The organism is Duffyella gerundensis (assembly GCF_001517405.1).
In the GTDB taxonomy this organism is placed as follows: Bacteria; Pseudomonadota; Gammaproteobacteria; order Enterobacterales; family Enterobacteriaceae; genus Duffyella; species Duffyella gerundensis.
The window spans coordinates 2,482,319-2,503,341 of the sequence record NZ_LN907827.1; the positions used below are offsets into that span (position 1 = coordinate 2,482,319).

At 42.5% G+C, this 21,023-nt stretch carries 15 protein-coding genes and 1 pseudogene; 5 read left to right on the forward strand and 11 right to left on the reverse strand.

Features of this window, described 5'->3' with window-relative positions:
• The 5 genes and pseudogenes from hisA to EM595_RS11620 all read left to right on the forward strand — a co-directional run.
• Nucleotides 1-738 carry a 1-(5-phosphoribosyl)-5-[(5-phosphoribosylamino)methylideneamino]imidazole-4-carboxamide isomerase gene (gene hisA / locus EM595_RS11600; RefSeq protein WP_067432012.1) on the forward strand — a complete coding sequence of 246 codons (738 nt, stop codon included), beginning with the start codon at nucleotides 1-3 and terminating at the stop codon, nucleotides 736-738.
• Nucleotides 720-1,496, forward strand: a complete 777-nt coding sequence (gene hisF, locus EM595_RS11605) for an imidazole glycerol phosphate synthase subunit HisF (RefSeq protein ID WP_067432014.1) — start codon at nucleotides 720-722, stop codon at nucleotides 1,494-1,496. Before hisA ends, hisF begins: the two co-directional genes overlap by 19 nt.
• Nucleotides 1,490-2,101, forward strand: coding sequence for a bifunctional phosphoribosyl-AMP cyclohydrolase/phosphoribosyl-ATP diphosphatase HisIE (gene hisIE / locus EM595_RS11610; RefSeq protein ID WP_067432016.1), 612 nt, complete (start codon nucleotides 1,490-1,492; stop codon nucleotides 2,099-2,101). Before hisF ends, hisIE begins: the two co-directional genes overlap by 7 nt.
• Nucleotides 2,102-2,182: 81 nt before the next feature.
• Nucleotides 2,183-2,662, forward strand: coding sequence for a YbaK/prolyl-tRNA synthetase associated domain-containing protein (locus EM595_RS11615; protein ID WP_067432018.1), 480 nt, complete (start codon nucleotides 2,183-2,185; stop codon nucleotides 2,660-2,662).
• A 129-nt stretch (nucleotides 2,663-2,791) separates the two neighbouring features.
• Nucleotides 2,792-3,643: pseudogene (locus EM595_RS11620) on the forward strand (succinylglutamate desuccinylase/aspartoacylase family protein); the annotation flags it as partial.
• Nucleotides 3,644-3,687: 44 nt separating this feature from the next.
• On the opposite strand, the gene EM595_RS11625 reads toward EM595_RS11620, so the two are convergent.
• The 11 genes from EM595_RS11625 to EM595_RS11675 all read right to left on the reverse strand — a co-directional run bounded on the left by EM595_RS11625 (nucleotide 3,688) and on the right by EM595_RS11675 (nucleotide 21,010).
• On the reverse strand, nucleotides 3,688-4,062 hold the full coding sequence (locus tag EM595_RS11625) for a GtrA family protein (protein WP_157883879.1): 375 nt from the start codon (nucleotides 4,060-4,062) through the stop codon (nucleotides 3,688-3,690).
• Nucleotides 4,063-4,136: 74 nt separating this feature from the next.
• A complete protein-coding gene (locus EM595_RS11630) occupies nucleotides 4,137-6,167 on the reverse strand; it encodes a glycosyltransferase family protein (protein ID WP_157883880.1) in 2,031 nt (676 codons plus the stop codon).
• A gap of 22 nt (nucleotides 6,168-6,189) precedes the next feature.
• Nucleotides 6,190-7,125, reverse strand: a complete 936-nt coding sequence (locus EM595_RS11635; protein WP_067432024.1) for a glycosyltransferase family 2 protein — start codon at nucleotides 7,123-7,125, stop codon at nucleotides 6,190-6,192.
• Between the two features lie 37 nt (nucleotides 7,126-7,162).
• Nucleotides 7,163-9,673, reverse strand: a complete 2,511-nt coding sequence (locus EM595_RS11640; protein ID WP_067432030.1) for an acyltransferase family protein — start codon at nucleotides 9,671-9,673, stop codon at nucleotides 7,163-7,165.
• A 105-nt stretch (nucleotides 9,674-9,778) separates the two neighbouring features.
• Nucleotides 9,779-11,188, reverse strand: a complete 1,410-nt coding sequence (gene gndA / locus EM595_RS11645; RefSeq protein ID WP_067432038.1) for an NADP-dependent phosphogluconate dehydrogenase — start codon at nucleotides 11,186-11,188, stop codon at nucleotides 9,779-9,781.
• Nucleotides 11,189-11,322: 134 nt separating this feature from the next.
• Complete coding sequence (locus EM595_RS11650; protein ID WP_067432042.1) at nucleotides 11,323-12,438, reverse strand: glycosyltransferase family 4 protein; 1,116 nt, start codon at nucleotides 12,436-12,438, stop codon at nucleotides 11,323-11,325.
• Nucleotides 12,435-13,598 carry a glycosyltransferase family 4 protein gene (locus EM595_RS11655; protein ID WP_082691661.1) on the reverse strand — a complete coding sequence of 388 codons (1,164 nt, stop codon included), beginning with the start codon at nucleotides 13,596-13,598 and terminating at the stop codon, nucleotides 12,435-12,437. The genes EM595_RS11650 and EM595_RS11655 overlap by 4 nt, the downstream gene beginning before the upstream one ends.
• Nucleotides 13,574-14,476 (reverse strand): GDP-mannose 4,6-dehydratase, encoded by a 903-nt coding sequence (locus EM595_RS11660; protein ID WP_067432051.1) that lies wholly within the window; start codon nucleotides 14,474-14,476, stop codon nucleotides 13,574-13,576. The genes EM595_RS11655 and EM595_RS11660 overlap by 25 nt, the downstream gene beginning before the upstream one ends.
• Nucleotide 14,477: 1 nt before the next feature.
• Nucleotides 14,478-15,512: a GDP-mannose 4,6-dehydratase gene (gene gmd / locus EM595_RS11665; protein ID WP_067432054.1), complete on the reverse strand. Its 1,035-nt coding sequence runs from the start codon at nucleotides 15,510-15,512 to the stop codon at nucleotides 14,478-14,480.
• A gap of 15 nt (nucleotides 15,513-15,527) precedes the next feature.
• Nucleotides 15,528-19,256, reverse strand: coding sequence for a glycosyltransferase (locus EM595_RS11670; RefSeq protein WP_067432057.1), 3,729 nt, complete (start codon nucleotides 19,254-19,256; stop codon nucleotides 15,528-15,530).
• A complete protein-coding gene (locus EM595_RS11675) occupies nucleotides 19,256-21,010 on the reverse strand; it encodes a GT99 family glycosyltransferase N-terminal domain-containing protein (protein WP_157883881.1) in 1,755 nt (584 codons plus the stop codon). The genes EM595_RS11670 and EM595_RS11675 overlap by 1 nt, the downstream gene beginning before the upstream one ends.
• Between the last annotated feature and the right edge of the window lie 13 nt (nucleotides 21,011-21,023).

Sequence of the window (21,023 nt, forward strand, 5' to 3'; positions counted from 1 at the left end):
ATGATTATCCCCGCTTTAGATTTAATTGAAGGCAAGGTGGTTCGACTGCATCAGGGCGATTATGGCCAGCAGCGCGATTATGGCAGCGATCCTCTGCCGCGCCTGCAGGACTATGAGCGTCAGGGCGCGCAGCTGCTGCATCTGGTTGACCTGACCGGCGCTAAAGATCCCGCCGCGCGGCAGATCGCCCTGCTGAAAACCCTGATTGCGGGCGTCAGCGTGCCGGTGCAGGTGGGTGGCGGCATTCGTAGCCGTGACGACGTGGCGGCGCTGCTGGCTGCGGGCGCGGCGCGCGTGGTGGTTGGCTCCACGGCGGTAAAAGATCCTGAAGAAGTTCAGCAGTGGTTCCGTGAGTTTGGTGCCGAGGCGATTGTGCTGGCGCTGGACGTGCGCATTGACGCCAACAACCGTAAGGAAGTGGCGATCAGCGGCTGGCAGGAAGCAGCAGGCGTAACGCTGGAGGAAGTGATTGAACAGTATCAGCCGTTTGGCCTGAAGCACGTGCTGTGCACCGATATTTCACGCGATGGTACGCTGAGCGGCTCTAACGTCGCGCTCTATCAGGATGTGGCGGCGCGCTATCCTGAGGTCAGCTTTCAGTCGTCCGGCGGCATTGGTTCACTGGACGATATCGCCGCCCTGCGCGGCAGCGGTGCGCGCGGCGTGATTGTCGGCCGGGCACTTTTAGAAAACAAATTTACGGTAGCGGAGGCGATTTCATGCTGGCAAAACGGATAATTCCTTGTCTTGATGTACGTGATGGCCAGGTGGTGAAAGGCGTGCAGTTCCGCAATCATGAAATCATCGGCGACATCGTTCCACTGGCGCAGCGCTACGCGGAAGAAGGCGCAGATGAACTGGTGTTTTACGATATTACCGCCTCTTCTGATGGCCGGGTGGTCGATAAAAGCTGGGTGTCGCGCGTGGCAGAAGTCATTGATATCCCCTTCTGCGTGGCTGGCGGCATTAAAACTCCCGAAGACGCCGCACAGATTCTCTCGTTTGGCGCCGATAAGATTTCCATCAATTCACCGGCGCTGGCCGATCCGTCGCTGATTACCCGCCTTGCCGATCGTTTTGGCGTACAGTGCATCGTGGTCGGTATCGATACCTGGTTTGATGAAGCCAACGGCATTTACCAGGTCAATCAATACACCGGCGACGAAGCGCGCACGCGCGTCACCGAATGGCAAACGCTCGACTGGGTGCAGGAAGTGCAGAAACGTGGCGCCGGTGAAATAGTGCTGAACATGATGAACCAGGACGGCGTGCGTAACGGCTACGATCTGGTGCAGCTGAAGAAAGTGCGCGAGGTGTGTAAAGTGCCGCTGATTGCCTCTGGCGGTGCCGGCACCATGGAACATTTTTTTGAGGCCTTTGATGTGGCTAACGTTGATGGCGCGCTGGCGGCATCGGTGTTCCATAAGCAGATTATTAATATCGGTGAGCTGAAGCAGTTCCTGATTGCTAAAGAAGTGGAGATTCGCGCGTGTTAACAGCAGAACAACTGGCCCAACTGGATTGGGTGAAAACCGACGGCATGATGCCGGTCATTGTGCAGCACAGCGTCTCTGGCGAAGTGTTGATGCATGGCTACATGAATCAGCAGGCGTTAACGCACACGCTGAACGAAGGCAAAGTGACCTTCTGGTCACGCACCAAACAGCGACTGTGGACCAAAGGCGAAACCTCTGGCCATTTCCTCAACGTGGTAAGCATTACGCCCGATTGCGATAACGACACGCTGCTGGTGCTGGCTAATCCGCTTGGCCCAACCTGTCATAAAGGTACGTCCAGTTGCTTCGCACCGGCAGCGGCCGACTGGACTTTCCTCTATCAACTGGAAGAGCTGCTGGCATCGCGTAAAAGCGCCGATCCTGAAAGCTCTTATACCGCCAAACTCTATGCCAGCGGCACCAAGCGCATCGCGCAGAAAGTGGGTGAGGAAGGCGTCGAGACCGCACTGGCGGCCACGGTTAACGATCGCCATGAGCTGACCAATGAGGCGTCCGATCTGATCTATCATCTGCTGGTGCTGCTGCAGGACCAGGATTTAAATCTCAGCACTATTATTGAGAACCTGCGCCAGCGTCATAAATAATTACCTTTGATTGCCACCCGCGCAGGTTCTCTCCTGAGCGGGTTATTCCCCTTCCCCGCCCTATCTTTGCCGGAGCCCACAATGACGACCACCCATGAAAAACTGCTTGCCCTGCTCGACCAGCATCAGGCGCGTTACACACTAATGGAGCATGCGCCAACCGGTAAATGTGAAGAGGTCGCCGCCATTCGCGGCACCGCCATCGGCCAGGGCGCTAAAGCGCTGGTTTGCCACGTCAAAGGCAACGGTATTCGTCAGCATGTGCTGGCGGTATTACCCGCCGACCAGCAGGCCGATTTAACACGCGTCGCTTCAGCGGCGGGTGGTACGCGCGCCTCGCTCGCCAGCCCGGCAGAAGTCGACAAGCTAACCGGCTGCGTATTTGGTGCCATTCCGCCGTTTAGCTTTCATCCTTATTTACGCCTGTTGGTTGACCCGCTGCTGTTTGAGCGATTTGACGAGATAGCTTTTAATGCGGGTTTGTTGGAGAAATCGGTAATCCTTAACACCGATGATTACCGCGCACTGTGCAAGGCTAAAATCCTGAATATCATCCAGTAACTTCCATCACTATCGGTCAACATTACTCTGCGTGCCCCCCCTCATCACGATATAAGAAGACCTTTACTATGCAAATGAACCGCTTTACTGCCCGTCAGGATCAGACGCTGGTGATGGCTGTAATGGCTGGCTGCGCCTTATGCCCTGATGCATATGGCCAGTCAGGTGGACCTGATGATTAACCAGCCCTGTTTGGAAAGCGGTGCGGCATCTCAACACCATGCCGCACGTCTGGCCTGATATCGAGCCACTCGCGCAATGGCTGGGCAGTGAGGTGCAGCTGCTGGCACAGACTTCTGGTGGTGAGCCGTTCAATGAAGCCTGCTATGAACCCTGGCTGACACTGGCCGAACGCTATGGCAAAGATTTTCCGATGCCGCGCGGCTTACTACCTGTTACCCTCGAACTGCGTGGCGTGAGTGATATGTCGCCTGAACAGGCTGAGAAGGATGCGGACGCAATTATTACAGCGTTGCAGGAAGGCGCTTACATCGTTAAAGCTAACCAGCGGTATCGATAGAGGCGGCTGCGCCAGTAATTAGGGGCGATGAACTGGTGTCGTTGACTACCGGTGGCGAAGATGTGGTGGCAATTGGCAAAAGCGGTACCGGCCTGAGCGCACCTAATGTGGTCGAAGCAGCCGATGAGCAGAGCATGATTAAAGAGCGTTATAGCGAAGGAACGGCCTCGTGCTCGCCTACCCTGGGAAATCCACCGACACCATTGGCTGACTGCGAATATATTCACTTTCATGTTACTGGTTTGAATCTGCATCGTAAACCGCTGGACGCCCGGATTTGTGCTGGCAAAGTGGCGGCGGAGATTGTCGATCCGGTGACCGATAAAATCACGCCGTTAGTGGCCGAGCACGGCGGCATTCTGTATGCAAGATACTGGGTACGGTTTGAAACAATGGGCATGCTGGTGTTGAGGCTGGCGGGTGAAAGAGCGATCCGGAGCGGGAATTTATTGGTGATGTAATTATTAACACCACCAACTGGCGTATCAATTCACAGTTATCGCTGCTAGCGCTTATTTTTAAAAACAAAAAGCGTCGATGTAGTGAAATTGACCGCCAGCCCGCATAGACTACCTATGGCGACAGCAACAACTGGGTAATTCGCAATCCATGAAGAGTTATAAACGGAAATACTGTAGGCGATATAGTTTATAGCACCACCAAAGAGCATAAAAAAAAGGTAATGGGCGAACTCTTTTTTCTTAGTTAATGACGACGACATCTGACGGAAAGTAAGTTGCCGATTTAAAACCCATGTAGCAACCACAGCCGCAAGAAATGAAATCAATCTGGAAATATATAACCCAAGAAAATCTTTAAAAAGATAGAGAACCAGCGCATCGACTATGAAACCGGCAATACCGACAAGTGCAAAAATCATAAGTCTCTTCATACGAGCATTAATACCAATTATAATATTTCAACCAGCTATAAAATAATAGCTGGCCATCTTAGTTAAAAGGAGATACTCAAAGGTTTTACACCCTGCTGATCTAGCCAGATTATACCTTCCTCAACCGGAACAATTTGTATACTGCTACCCCTACTCATCTTATCTGGTAATGTAATGGTGACATCAGTCTGACCACCATTAGCAGCAACATAAGGCAGGGTAATGCGTAAAAAGTCCTGATTAACCATTACTCCTTCAGGGTTATATAACCTTACGCCAACATTTAATGGATAAAAAGTATTTTCCCCAAGGGCCCAATCACTCATATTAACAACCGTTACCAACAGAGTATGACCTGCGTCAGCGTTAACAGGGTTTAATAATGATTTAAGGCTTAATGATAAATTTCCTTTAATTTTTGCTGCTAAGCCTGGCTGGTGAGACCCAGAAAAATGGGACCATTCAAGCCTGTTTAAATCAAATTCGCATAGGCCTTGGCGAATTTCATGTGCATTAACATATTTCAGGACTCTGGGTATATAAGTGTTTAATGGATTTTTTGCAAAATCCCAATCCTTCGGATTAAAAGTTGAAAAGCCGTTAATAGTTCTCAGATGAAAAATCTCAGAAATTAACATCGCATCAACATTATGAGGATAAAGATCTAAATCAATACTTTTACTATTTATATCAAATTCACCTTTACGCTGCCCTAAGACATAGAATGCTTTACATTGCTCAGGGGGCGCTGGCAAATTATTTAAAAATGCCAGGTTGGCTTTGCGATCGAAAGTGGCACTATGAGAGACATTTATTTGTTCAGCAATAAGCATCATCCCAATAAATAATGCTAGGGGTTTAGCAATACGGATTATTTTTCCTGAGATAAATAATGTTGCTACCAGCGCTAATGGAAAAATCAGAAAAAGTGCATAACGAGAAGTTACTCTCATTCCTTTAGCACCCGGCACATATCGCCAAATGTACTCCCACAGGAAAAAATCGCCCTGCTTAATCATTACTATCAATGATAAAAGTATAGCGAGAACTAAACCAGAAATTAATTTCGGAGCAATATCTTTCTTTTTTATATAAAAGAGAGAAAATAAAGACGCAATAAAAATAAGTAGAATCAAAGGAGGAAAGCCTACTTTTAGCTCACCTACACGTTGTACGGAAATAAAATGATTTGAAAAAATAGCATCTGCAATTTTTCCAAATATCAGATTAGTTGAACCAGGATCTAAGAGGTTACCTATTTTTGGAGCATAATAGGTAACAGAATAAAGATTTTGTCCACCCGTTTCTTTTGCTTTAGGTAAATAAACGATAAGGAAAGGGATGATGGAGCTGATAAAGAAAAAAACAGGCACAAAAACCGAATAATAATCAAATTTTGAGAAAACTAAATGCCGCAGGGATTTATTAAAAATAACTGAGGGCAAAAAGAACATTGCAAAAATTAACGAAAAAAGAAGATAGAACCAGGCCATATAAAAAGTAGTTATCAGCCAAGCCGATAGAAAAACGGCTGAGCAACTACCGAAAAGAATTGCTTTTTTTCTTTCGCCTTTAGTAATTGCAGAAAAATATTTAAGAAGTAAAGCCGTCAGTAACGGGGCAAATGCAAGACTGAGCAATTGGGCATGGTGCATTTGCACAGTCAGGGAGTTGCTCAAGGTGAAAATCATGGATCCAGCCAAAGCTGGGTAAAATCCCACTTTTAAAACAGTTCTTGCAAGATAGAAAAAAGATGAAAACCCAATGAATTTTATAGTTATGTTTACAAACTCAGACGCCAAAAATATATCTAGACCTAAAAGCTTATAAATCGCAAATATTAAACCAAAAATGAAATATCCATCATTATAGCCAAGTGTATCTATGTAGGGATAAAAATAAGCCACCTGATTCCATTTGGCATGACCTGCAAAAACATTGTACCAATGATGTAGAATACTAGTTTCAATTATTCCATCGAACCGACTCCCAATAACAAAGTCAAATCCTGTTGAGATTTGCGTATAAAAAATGACACCGAAAGTTAAGATAAATGCCAGAATGAACATCACTATTTTGACATTTTTATTCAAAGTTAATTTCATCATGTTAAAATTAAATACGTTTTACTGGAACGGAAAGATAAGAAAGACGTTTAAGTTCACGCCGACCTACAGTCACGCTTTCTAAAATTAGCCCCGTAACAAATGAAATTGATGCTAAAATTATCAGCCCTGTTGAAAGCACTGCTGTAGGTAAGCGAGGAACAAGACCGGTTTCGAAATAGTAGGAGGCAAGCGGAAAAGCTAAAATAATTCCTGTAATGCTGAACAACAGCGCCAAGATTCCATAAAACATCAGCGGGCGCTCAGTTGCGTACAACCTAAGGATCATTTTTGCAATACGGATACCATCCCTGTAAGTATTCAGTTTACTCGCCGACCCTTCCATCCTGGCACTGTAAGGCGTATCAACTTCAGCATAAGGCATTCTGAGTTCCAGAGCATGCACGGTTAGCTCAGTTTCTGTTTCAAAACCTTTTGCCATTGCCGGGAATGACTTAACATATCGACGTGAAAAAATACGGTATCCGGATAACATATCGGAAAACTTACCCCCAAATATACTTTTTACGCAACCAGTTAACATCTTATTGCCAAATGTATGCCCCATTCGATACGCTTCTTTTTCTTCATGTTTTCTAACACCAACAACCATATCGAGTCGTTCTGAGATTAATCTTTCAATCATTTTAGGAGCACTTGCTGCATCGTAGGTTGCATCGCCATCTACCATGATATAGATGTCAGCAATGATATCTGCGAACATGCGCCTGACAACGTTTCCTTTACCTTGTTCTTTTACGGTGAAGACTTTTGCGCCTGCAGCAGTAGCTCGTTCAGCAGTATCGTCACTGGAATTATTATCAAAAACATAAATTGATGCTGAAGGCAGATGTACCCTAAAATCATGTATTACCTGTGAAATGGAAATACCTTCGTTATAACAAGGTACAACAACTGCAATATCATACTCTTTCTGATCAATCATATTTAGCAATCCATATCTATTTGGGATTTAACTTTTACTATTTAACTTCATTTATGTCCAGGCTAACAAATCCTATACCTAACATTCGCATATCCTCCCCAAGTTTCAGAGAATGTGGTGTTGTAGGCACAGGTGCAATAATAATAATTTCATTTGACCTTTCATCTGAGTTGAACTCTATGGATTGAATAGTATCATCCTGGTTCAACTTCATACTACGTTTGAGACCTGCATAACTAATCTCAATATTATTGTTTATATTAGGCCCAAAAGCATGACCTTTGATAGTAATAATAAAATGTTTAGGTAAGTTAATTTTAAATCTGATCAGCACTGCTTCAGCCTCTGCTTGATCAGACCAGCGTCCCCATGCTTCATGTTGTGAAAGTCCTTCAACATTCTCTACGTAAGCGGGATAATTTAATTGAGTAAAATCAATATGTAATTTCTTTTCTGATAAAACAATGTCCTGACGTCTCTCGCCTTCAAGTGAGCTAATGAATCTAGAAAAAGACGGTAACAAGGTTTTATTTCCATAGCCGCTTAAATGATCTCCATCAAAGAAAAGTGGCCTGCCATTTTTATAAACGCTGCATGAATTTTTACCACATAACGCCGAAAGAGGATCCCAAACATCTAATGGAATCGTTTTTCTCAGCTCAGAATAACTGGCCAATATGGGTGCCCTATATGTTTCAATTACTTCTCGTGAAATTGAATCTCCTCCCTGACAAATAGGATTACTTTTATTAAACCAGTCAGCACAGCGATATGTGGGAATTTTAAAAAGGGGCTTAGGTGCTTCAAAAACTATGTGTACGCCCTTATCAGCAAAAGGTTTTAAGGTTAATTTCGCATAATTTATTGTGCGCTCTCGCCCTTTCTCAGCCTTTTCACTAAATAATACATCCGCATGTTGTTTATCACCAAAATATGCCCACTGGTCAACAAACCTAGGCAATCTTAATGAAGCAAGGAACAGAACATCATCTGGTTTTATTCTTTTAGCAATGTCCTGAAGCGATGAGTCTGAATATTGCTGACACCTAGCCACATCCATGTCTCTTTCTGGCGTAAAACTCAGGAAAGGACATCCACCATTGTTATAAGCATAAATTGTTGTCTGTGTTTTTATAGCAAAGCTTTTGAATAACCCTGAGTAAGCCAAGGCATGCGAATCCCCAATGACAAAAACTTGATGTGGGTTTGGGGATACGGGGGTATTACAATCTTTCGGTTTATAAATCAGTAATAGACCACCGTGGACATCTACATGCTCTGGTTCGGCCTGACAACCTGGGTAGCCATCAACAACACCACTACCTTCTGGATACCAATCTTGTGGAGATTTGGTCAGTACACTTTGAGAAATACTTCCTACATGTGAATCAATCTTTAAAGCAATAAAATATGATGCACTTATAAAAAAAACTCCAGTCAATAAAACCACCCAACTATTTTTTTGTGCAATAAATCGGGAATTACGAACGGGTTTTTCAACGAAAAAGTAAGAAAATAGCGAGAATATAAAAGTTATCAGTAACGCTAATATCTGTTGTGAGGCGGTATCGAGCCCATATGTCCAGCGAAAGAGCACAAATATCGGCCAGTGCCATAAATAAAGAGAAAAAGATAACTTACCAAAAAAATTAAGAAACTGGTTACTTAGTAGTTTGTTTATACTTGATAGCACAGTTCCATGGTAGAGACTGAAAAAAAGCCCAAGTGTACTCACTATTGCGAGTAATGCTCCTGGCATGGGGAAATTCTTAGTATCAGTGACAATAAAAGAAACCAGTAAACCGGCTAGTGATAAAACACCAATGATTCTTTTAAACCAGCTTATCCATTGAGTGGAAATCAGATACTGTTTAAATGTTGTCATAAACTGATACAACAACACGCCCGAAGCTAATTCCCAAAACCTACCTGGAGTTGAGTAATAGGCTTGTGTGGGCTGTGTAGCTGATAGTTTAAAGGAAAGAAATAAAGACGCTATGCCTAATATTAAGTAAATAGCTGAGGTTATATACTTCTTGTTTGACGATAACCAGAAAATATAAAGGAATGGGAATATTAGATAGAATTGTTCTTCAACACCTAAAGACCAGGTATGAGTAAAAGGATTGAAGTCTGTGGTCGGAGCAAAGTAATCTCTTCCAGTTGAAGCAAGAATAAAGTTACTGAATCCGAAAAATGCATAAAAACCCGTAGACTGATTCACCCAACTAAGCCAAGAACCGGGAATAAAGGCCGTTGATAAAGCAAAAACCACTAAGAGCATAAATATTAGCGCAGGGAATATACGCTTTATTCTTCGGCTGTAGAATATCGCAAAAAACTGTAAGATTGTTGCCCCTTGAAAGGCTGCAACCGAAGCACTGACTATAAATCCGGAAATAACAAAAAAAACATCTACACCGACAAAGCCGCCAGGGAGTATGTTTGAATTCAGATGAAAAAGTACTACTGATAAAACTGCCAGAGCACGTAGTCCATCGATGAAAGGATGATAGGGTATATGCTTGTCTGTTATTCTATTATTCATTCGCCAACACCATTTGAAGAGTATTTTTTGTATTTTTATATAATCAGAATGCTTCAACCAAAAGAAAACCCGGCAAAGCCGGGTTTTCTTTTTGCCTGAGGTTGGTTAGCCTAACCACTCAGTGTGGAAAACACCGTCTTTATCAATACGCTTATAAGTATGCGCACCGAAATAGTCACGCTGAGCCTGAATCAGGTTGGCTGGCAGGACTTCTGAGCGATAGCTGTCGTAGTAAGCAATGGCCGCAGAGAAGGTTGGCGTCGGGATACCGTTCTGAATCGCGTAAGAAACCACATCACGCAGCGCCTGCTGATACTGATCTGCGATATCTTTGAAGTACGGTGCTAACAACAGGTTAGCGATGCCCGCATCTGCTTCATAAGCATCAGTGATTTTCTGCAAGAACTGGGCACGAATGATGCAGCCAGCACGGAAGATCTTCGCGATTTCACCGTAGTGCAGATCCCAGTTGTTCTCTTCTGACGCGGCACGCAGCTGTGAGAAGCCCTGAGCATAAGAGACGATTTTGCCCAGATAGAGCGCACGACGCACTTTCTCAACAAACTCAGTTTTATCACCGGTGAAGGCCTTCGCCTGTGGACCGCTCAGTACTTTAGAGGCTGCCACACGCTGGGTTTTCAGCGAGGAGAGGTAACGCGCAAACACAGATTCAGTGATCAATGACAGAGGTTCGCCGAGATCCAGTGAGCTCTGGCTGGTCCATTTCCCGGTGCCTTTGTTCGCTGCTTCATCCAGAATCACATCAACCAGGTATTTACCGTCTTCATCTTTCTTGGTGAAGATATCTTTGGTGATGTCGATCAGGTAGCTGCTCAGCTCGCCGTTGTTCCACTCCGTGAAGGTCTCAGCCAGCTCTTCGTTGTTCAGGCCTAACGCGCCTTTCAGCAGAGCATAGGCTTCAGCGATAAGCTGCATGTCGCCATATTCGATGCCGTTGTGTACCATTTTCACATAGTGGCCCGCGCCGTCCGCACCCATATAGGCCACGCAAGCTTCGCCATCTTCTGCACGCGCAGCAATTTTATCCAGAATCGGTGCAACCAGTTCGTAAGCTTCTTTCTGACCGCCAGGCATGATAGATGGGCCTTTCAGTGCGCCCTCTTCACCACCAGAAACGCCGGTGCCAATGAAGTTAAAGCCCTGCTCAGACAATTCTTTATTGCGGCGGATGGTATCTTTATAGAAGGTGTTGCCACCATCAATCAGGATGTCGCCCTTATCAAGGTGCGGAGTCAATGAAGCGATAGTCTTATCTGTTGCTTCACCAGCCTGAACCATCAGCAAAATGCGGCGTGGTTTTTCCAGAGAGGCTACAAACTCTTCAACTGTATAAAAAGGCGCAAGCTGCTTGCCCTGATTTTCAGCGATGACTTCGTCAGTCTTCTCACGAGAGCGGTTGAAGATAGAAACAGTGTAGCCGCGGCTCTCAATGTTAAGTGCCAGGTTACGGCCCATTACCGCCATACCTACAACGCCGATCTGTTGCTTGGACATTACATACTCCTGTCTGTGGTCTCGCATGGTGTTACCCGTAACACCACTTTGTAAGTGATTAATATGTTAACTCAGGATAGCGGATAAAAGGTAATGAATGGTGCGATAGGCAGATGAAATAATCTGAAAAAAAATCACACATTTAACAAGGATTTATAGAGTCGGGTATAGCTTTGTATCATCTTTTGGGCCGTGAATAGCGACTCAAAGCGCGCAAGCGCTGCTGCACCAAAGCTGCTGGACAGTTCCGGGCTGTTCCATATTTCATCCATCGCCCTGCGTAACGCGACGGGATTAGACGGGGGAACCACCAGGCCGGTGACTCGATCGATGTTGATAAATGTCGTGCCCGTACCGATCTCGCTGGAAATCAAGGGTTTTGAGTAGAGCGCCCCTTCCAGCAATGAGATTCCAAAAGCTTCTGAACGCAGGTGAGATGGAAATACCAGACAGGTACATAGTTGCAATAATGCAGACTTTTCGCTGTCTTCTAATGCTCCCAGAAAATGGATGTTATCTACACCTAACTGCTGTGCCTGAGATTTTAGCTCTGCTTCAATCGGACCGGCGCCCACTACCACGATCGGATAACGACTGTTTTTTGCCGCTTCAATCAGGATATGCAGGCCTTTGTAATAACGGAATGTACCAATGAATAGAAAGAAGCCATCAGGAAATCTTGCCTGCCATTTTTGCAGCACAGCAGGATCGTTATTTTGATAAAACTGTTTATCAAGACCATACGGAATAACTTCAACTTTATCTTTGAACTGCTGCAATACCGGGCTACTTTCAACGTAGTTAGGCGAGGCGGCAACAATTCTGTCTACACTGGAAAGAAAGCGATTCATTAACGGGGTATAGAGTTTCAGCAGTAACTTCTGCTTAACAATATCAGAATGGTAACTCACTACCGATGGCTTTTTAATGCCCGCAGCAAAATGCATAAAGTCCATAAATGGATAAGGAAAATGGTAATGGATGATATCTGCATCCTTGGCCAGTTCCCTGAACTCTTTTATGGCTGAATAAGAGAATGGTGTTGAGGCAAACTCACACTGAGTTTTGACCCGATGAATCTGATGGTTATCCAGTGAGTTTTTTTGGTTTTTGAATTGGGGACTATGAGTAAACACAACAGACTCAATACCTGATTTAAAACCACCTTCTGCGAGCTGATAAATAACCTGTTCTATGCCACCGAAAGTATCAGGGTAATAAGTTTTATAACAATGTAAAACTTTAATCATATATATTTTGCGACCTGCTCATAAGCTTCAATGGTTTTATCGGCACACAGTGACCATGAAAATTCGCGAGCACGCGCTAATCCAGCATCTATCATACGGTACTTTTCATCAGCGTTTTCAATCATCATCTGAATGTAAGTCGTTAAAGCATGGACATCTTCTGGCTCATGCATGAGTGCTGCATCTCCAGCGACTTCGGGCAGTGAAGTTGCATTTGAGCAAATCACAGGCGTTCCTGATGCCATTGCTTCAAGTACCGGTAAGCCGAAACCTTCATAAATTGAAGGGAATACAAAACTCGTCGCAGCACTGAATAAAAGCGGCAGGTCCTTACCAGGGACAAAACCCAAATATTTTAACCACCCTTCTCTCTCTCCCTTATCAAAAAGCTTAAAGAGTTGCTCATTTTCCCATCCCTTGTAACCACTGATAACCAGCGGGAAGGCAGATTTCTCATGAGCGGGCAAACGGTCATAGGCCTGTAACAGCGTCAGTATATTCTTTCTTGGCTCAATCGTACCAGTATACAAAAAATAACGTTGCCACTTGAGATTATACTTTTCAAGCACGTGCTGAGTTTCTTTTTCATCGCGGGGATGAAACTGTTCATTACAGGCGAGAGGCGCCACTGCAATTTTATTATCTTCAATACCAAAAAAATTGACTAACTCCTTTTTTGTGTAATGAGAATCAGTTATTAACATCGAGGCACGCGAAACAGTATTTCTTAACTCTTTCTGCATCAAGTGAACACGACCAGCCGGGTGAAACTGCGGCCAGTGGAATACCGACAAATCATGAAAGGTGGCAACACAATGGTTCACGCGAGGAGGTAAGTAATAGTTTGGACTATGAAATATATGGCTCTTAAATTCCCTCAACGCCATCATTTTCATTACTGGAAAAGTCAGACGATATATTTCACTTACGGTTTTGCTTTTTTGTAATTTTCGTTTAAAAGATTGAACAGATTGAGCAGACTCACTCGCGACTACTAGTGAGTCACGAGTCTTCGTGCCATGAAGAAACGTCAGCGCGACGTTTTCTCTTTCCTGAAGCTGTTTAGCAAGCTCAAACGCATAACGGCCAATACCGGTTAAAGGATATTTAATACAGTCCGTAGAGTAAACGACGTTTATTGCTTTGCTTCCAGCATCCATTTCAGGGTATCTCTAAGAGGAATTTTAGACGAAGTCTCACCGACTAAGCGACTGAGCAAAGTGATATCGCCACAAAGTTCTTTAATTTCATTAGGTCGGACAAAATCGGGATTAACTTCAATCCTGATATCATGGCCTGTCAGGGATTTGCAGAGATCAACGACTTCCCTTAATGAGTGCATTTTGCCTGAAGCTACATTGACAGTCTGACCAAAAGAGCGTGAATGTAGTAATGCTGAATAACTTTTGACGACGTCGCGTACATCCGAAAAATCACGCCATACATCTATGTTGCCCAGCTCAATGACTTCTTTCCTCTCGCGAAAATGTTTGACGATTTTCGGGATCAGGAAATTTTCTGCCTGACCGGTGCCTGTGTAATTAAATGGCCGGGTAATAATAATCGGCAATTTTTCATAAAACAGACTGGTCATATACTCCATGGCCAGCTTGCTGACCGCATAGTCATTTGAGGGTCTGGCAGGAACCGACTCTGCTAATTTCCCCGGCGTGTTATTACCGTAAACATTAGCGCTGCTGGCGATCAAAACTGCATCCGGCATTTTTGCTGATTCGCTAAGAGCCTGTAACAGGTTACGCGTACCGCAAAGGTTAACATTATAGAATGCGTTCGGGTCAGCATGCCCAACAAATGCTATTGCTGCAAGATGAACAATAACGTCTGGCCGAATACTGTCTACAGCATTCTTTACATCTGCTGCATTAGTAAGATCAACCTGAAAATAGCGTGAGGAATTCTGGGCGGGAGTTGAACCGAAACCATAAACTTCATATCCGGCAGCGGATAAATCCGCTGCCATATATTGGCCGGTAAAGCCCTTGATCCCAGTGATCAATGCTTTTTTGCCATTAGTCATATCAGAAGGAAAACCCTTGTTTATTGCGGCGCAGATCTTCTTCTACCATCATCGCACACAACTCTTCGAGTGTGGTTTTAGGTTCCCAACCCAGAATGTCTTTCGCACGCTGTGGGTTGCCAATCAACAATTCTACTTCAGCAGGACGATAGAACTTAGGATTGACCTTGACCACTACTTTGTTAGTGGCTACATCGATTGCAACTTCCTGAGCATCTTTGCCTTCGAAGCGCAATTCAATGCCAGCCGCTTTGAACGCCATTGAAACGAAGTCGCGGACTGTTTCTGTGCGGTTAGTTGCCAGGACAAAAGTATCTGGCTCATCAGCCTGCAGCATGCGCCACATGCCTTCAACATATTCCTTAGCAAAGCCCCAGTCACGCTTGGCGTCCATGTTACCTAACTCAAGCACATCCAACTTGCCGAGCTTAATTTTCGCTACTGAATCGGTGATCTTACGGGTTACAAACTCCTGTCCACGTAGCGGTGATTCGTGGTTAAACAGAATGCCGCTTGATGCGAAGATGTTGTAGCTCTCACGGTAGTTAATGGTCATCCAGTGGGCATACAACTTGGCGACGCCATACGGGCTACGTGGATAGAAAGGCGTATCCTCTTTCTGCGGGATAGCCTGCACTTTACCAAACATTTCTGAAGTAGATGCCTGATAGAAGCGAATTTTAGGGTTAACAATGCGAATAGCTTCTAACAGGTTTACCGGACCAATACCGGTAATTTCAGCGGTAGTCAGTGGCTGGTCAAAAGAAACACCTACAAAGCTCTGAGCCGCAAGATTGTAAACTTCGGTCGCTTTGCTTTCCTGAAGTAGACGTATGCTCGACGATAAATCTGTCAGATCATATTCAACCAAGTGAAGATTAGAATTGTTTTTAATTCCTAACTCTTCAATACGCCAGAAATTCACTGAGCTGGTACGACGATACGTACCATAAACTTTATATCCTTTATTCAATAATAGCTCTGCCAGATAAGCACCATCCTGACCTGTAATGCCCGTAATAACCGCACTTTTCATTTTATAAATAACCTTTTAATCAAAGAGTTTTTTAACAAGATTTTCAGCACTTTGCCCCCAACTTAACCAACGAATCTTAGCTGAATCAGGATGTGCATTTTTTTTGAAGAGTTCGATCCACTCTTCAATGGCGCGAGCTAATGCTTCAGGCCGATTGGATTTGAAATAAAACGCGCCTTCACCCGCGACTTCACGAAGCACCGGTATATCACGTGAGATTAGCGGCTTATTATGCTGAGAAGCTTCAATTAACGGAAGACCAAATCCTTCATCTTCAGAAGGATATAGTAAGCAATCAGCATTCTGATAGAGCTCGCTTAGTAATTCATCACTGGCATTGTCAAACCAAAAAAGTTTTTCATTCAAAAGTGGATGGTTATTGATCGTATATACAATCTCAGGAATAGTACGCCTTGCTTCATCTGGTAACCCCTTCCATCCCTCTTTACCAACAATAACCAAGTGGGATTTATTGCCCGCCGCCCAAAGCTTGTCGAAAGCAGCAATAGCCTGTAAATGTCCTTTTCGTGGTTCAAGTGTACCGACCATCAGAAAGGATTGATTTTGTTTAATCAGATTAACCCTGTCAAGATCATGCGCACTAATTCCTCCTGAAGGTATAGTTGAAGAAATATCTGCGCCATGATGAGAATATTCCATCACTAATCGAGGATTGTTCAGATTGTTAGCTGCAATATATTTTTTGAGTTCATTAACTACAGCCTCTGTAACACAGACGATTTTATCGGAGTACTCAGTAAGAATGTTAAGCCAAGCTGAAAAGTTTTCATTACTTCCAGGAGGAAAAAAATGATTTTTTGTGACTGGCAAAATATCATGAATCATAAACGTGATATTAACATTGTTTTTTAAAAGATAATCGTAAAATCCTGATTTTTGAGCATCTATAACCAGATCACAAGCTAGCTCAGAAGAAAAATAAACATCATCCGGATGAAAATCGATACACCGGTCAAAATCAATGTATGGTGCAATCCCCGGATAAAGTTTTTTCATAAAGCCATTAGCTTCTCGCAAAGTGTAACCGCTTTGTTCTTTACTGAGATAAACAGGCACTACACTAAAACGATTATCTGAAAGTTTAATCAATTCTATTAAAAGCGCTCGGGTGACACGTTCAATACCAGTCCATAAATCTGAATCTTTTATAAGGGAAACATCAAAGAATATCTTTCTTGTTGATTTTAGGCGAGGGAAATTATTAGCCAGTAGGCTGGCATAGCGCTCAAACTCACTTCCCTGAATGTCAAGTTTATTGATTATGTAATTAACGTTAACATTAATCTCACTATACGCTGCTTCAATGTGATTAAAACAGGCTTCTGCACAATTTTCAGGACTGTGTTCTGAAGAAATATAATTATGCGCATTCTTACCCAGCACTTCTCTAAATTGTTTATTCTTGCACAATTTATCGATGGCACTGATCAGGTCGCTTATTACGAAGTCATCAGCAAGTTTAATAACCCGATCATTTGGTAGTTCAGCCATTGAACCATTAGCATTAACAATAGTAGCTAAACCATAGTTCATGCAATCTAAAACAGCTGCAGAGGTTTCACCTCGTGATAAAGCACGAAGCTGAACACCTATGTCCGCAGCAATTAAATACTGTCGATAAAGAGTATCAGATGCCCACCCTGTAATCTCAATAACAGACTCAAGATGGTGCTCTCTAATCAGTGCATCAACAGTCTTTTTATAGTTCCCGCCAAGCTCACCGACGAAAACCATTTTAATTTTTTCTTTTGGCTCTTTCGGTAAAGCGCCTAATGCCTCAATGAGCATATGGTTGAGTTTAGAGCTATCAAGAATACCAAAAGAGCAAATTAGTATAGTTTCATCTGAAATATTAAGATCATTTCTGACTTCCTTTTTATCCAGAGAAATGGGCGCAGCACGTAACAAGGGGATATGTTCCCAGTCAAGTTCTCGACTATTAGAATACCATTTTTTTGCTAATTTCCTCGAGTGATCTGAATGCACAATGATTGCTGTAGCATTGCTCAACACATTGAAATTAGATGGGTATTGATACATTATCTTTTCATCGTCACCGATTTCTGCTCTTTGAATGAGAGCACTGTAACCATGAGAAGAAAGTAACTGTTCGCTCCATAGGCGCTCATGACCTGCAAGAGTTTCTTTATAACGAAAATAATTACTAAGGTAAAAATCATGCATGCAAACGATGCCAGGGTAGATCTCCAATATTTCATGCATATAATCATGAAATATAGAATTACCCATTTGATAAATTATACGTTCATAAGTATCTGCCGTATTTAGAAAATCCTTTGTATTAATGACACGATAGTTTTCTTGATCTGTAATATCGGATTGCCTCTCATCAACTACTACATCAATATCATAATATTTTGATAAGGCTGGAAGCAACTCTTCACTATAAAGAGAAATCCCTGAGCGCGCTGGACTAAGAGGAGTAAAAAATGCCAACTTTTTATTGAGAGAACGAATACGATCTGGTCGGCCGATTTTTCTTCTTTCAACGATTTCTTCAAGGGCACTGAGTGCGACTGCAGCAGAATTTTCCCAAGAAAAGGCCTGAGCTCGTAGCAGACCTTTTTCTTTTAAGGAAGCATACAGAGATTCATTTGTAAGTACATGGGTAATTTTATCTTTGATATCTGTCACACTATGAGGGTCAAACAACGCCTCTTCAATTCCAATTACTTCTGGTAAACTTGTATTACCTGCACCAATAACAACTGCACCACAGGCCAAAGCTTCAAGAGCTGGAAGCCCAAATCCTTCATGCCAGCTAGGAAATACAAAGAGCTTACACATGTTATAAAGGTGTACCAACTCTTCATCAGAGACATAGCCGGTCAGGATCATCGACATTTGCTCTAATCTGCATTTACGCGCATGATTATTGAGATTATCAATGTCGAACTGTGATAGCTTTCCAGCTAAAACAAAATCATAAGTATTACGTATTTCAATAGGAAGCTCGCTCAAAGCTTTAATAAGGGTAGGCAGATTTTTACGTTCATCCGCTCCTCCTGAATACATAATAAAAGGTTTATTTAATTTAAACTTAACCTTCAAACTTCTAACTTGATCCGAGTTCAGTGCTGTAACCTTGAATATATCATCACATGCCGTGGAAACATTTATAATATCATTGGCCTTCTCTTTGAAATATTCCTGCCCCTCAGCTTTAGAAAATTCAGAGATGGCCAGTAACTTTTCACATGCCTGCAAATAAGAAATTTTATCAAGATAAAATTTCTTATAGTTGGGGTTAGGATCCAGATACTGAGTAGGATTATGTAAAGGGATCAAGTCATAAAGTGTTGTGACAACCGGTGTAACATTATCAAATTCATTTACACTTAATACACTGTCATCTTGATAACCTTCGAACATGGTTGGCACATAGATAACATCAGGCTTATGGCTTTTAAAAAAAGCCTCACGGATAATTTTTGCATTAGTATTATTATTATGATTGCCAGGTTGTTCAAATGCACAAGGACCAACTGGATACCAGAATTTGATAGCACGTCTTCCTACCAGTGGAGTAAACTCATTTACAATATCTTTGACTGGAAAAGCGCCATTCCCTATCAAAATGACTTCATATTTTTTACTAAATGCCAGTTTAACCAAAGATTTAATTATAGCTCGGGTATATCTACCAATACCTCTAAAGCGGCTTTCAGACTGCAACCCTTGCATATCAATTGCTATGCGCATCAATCGCTCCCTTTCTGATTTTTAAGCATCTTAATTTTTTTGATATTGGTAACTGTATCCCTGGACATATGATTTTCATCTGAAACGTTAATAATTAACGATGAAGCTACGACATTTGAATTATTTAAATAAATTGCTTTTAACTTACCGTAAAGGCCTGTCTTTTTAGCCACAACGATTAAAATTCGCCTGAATTGATAATTTGCAAGCAACTTTCTGGCAGAGGGCATCGCTAAAGAAATAATTCTGCGCTTGAAAGGGATTAGTATTTTTTCACTAGCGTTCAGGCTATTAATAAACCTTAATGGCTTCGTCAATCGCCATGACTTACTTGAATATATATTTTCAAGTACGTGCTGATGTCTCGATAATTCGTCCGCAAAGTTCTTGTTATTTTTTATTACCTTATTTAAATCGTTTTGCAATTTTATTAAATTATCTTTAAGTAAATTAATCTCTTGTGACTTTCTGGTATTAACCTGAAGTAAATTATTCTTCAGTTCTTTTATTTCAGTGCAAAGCAAATTTTCGCTTTCAACAAACTGTAAATTCAAGTTTCTGAAAAATATATTTTCAAGCTCAACCGGGATCTTAGCGGCAAGAATGTTTGTCTTATTCCAACCATGCTTTAAATTAAGGTAATAGTACAGGTGTTTTTCTGCAATACTATCTTCATCAGGTTGCGTGATGCGCCAATCATAATAATCAATTTTAAAAAGAAAATCAAAAGGGACCAGATAATGAAGCAATGCAAACCTAAGGGCATAAACAAAGCCCTCACTTTGGTAATTAATAAATGAGAATGGTGAATCACCTAATATTTCTCCAGGCTTACCCCATAACAGTGCCTCGAAACCCACACTCGAATTAATAGTGATTATTTTTTTACATGATGCTATGAATTCTTGGGGTGTGAGATCTTCACTTCCACTATCTATATCTTTATAGTCAATACGTCCGTAAGGATGTTTACGAACCGAAACTTTTTCTGCTTGACTTTTTGCGTAGTTTATAACCTCTAGATTATTAAATCCATTACTATAAGCAATTATATTAGAGTCATCCTCTACTTGAAGAGGAACACCAATTTCGTACTCATCAAAATTACGCACGGGTTTTTGGTCTTTAATAAAAAGACTTAATAACGCTACACGCCCGAAATCAGTATATTTATCATTTTTTGCTTCATAATTTTCAAACCGTCGTGCGGCCTCAGTGTTACCGTTGACACCGCTAAAATCAAAATAACATGTTGGTAAATAAACAGGTTCTCTTAAAGGGCCAAGCTCATTATGAATGACAGGGATTTGATATCTATTAGCAATTTCCTTAACAGATGGGCAATTAGCCCATAATACTACTGCTTTTATATTAAATTCTTTTTTTATTCTAATTAGCTCAGCTTCAAATAAATTCATCAATGGTTCATACTCTTGCGTGAGAATATGCTCCCACACCAGATTCTTTGACTTTAACTTATGTTGCAGATTTGAAAAAACATCACTAGTCCAGATAATTTTATGTAACTTCCTCAACTCCTCATTTTCCGGTAATGAAGTGTTAAAGCCAGCCAGCCAATTATCTGGTAAATGCGAAGGCACATCCTGAAATATCTGCTCATGTCCAATATGAATAGCGTCATCACATGGGAAACGCTTAACACTTAGGTAAAAAGCGGTCAGAAATGTCTCATAGGAATATTTGACATCATAAGGTAGCCAAAAAAATAGATATCGTGATTTCTTACTTGCCATTACTAACATTCAC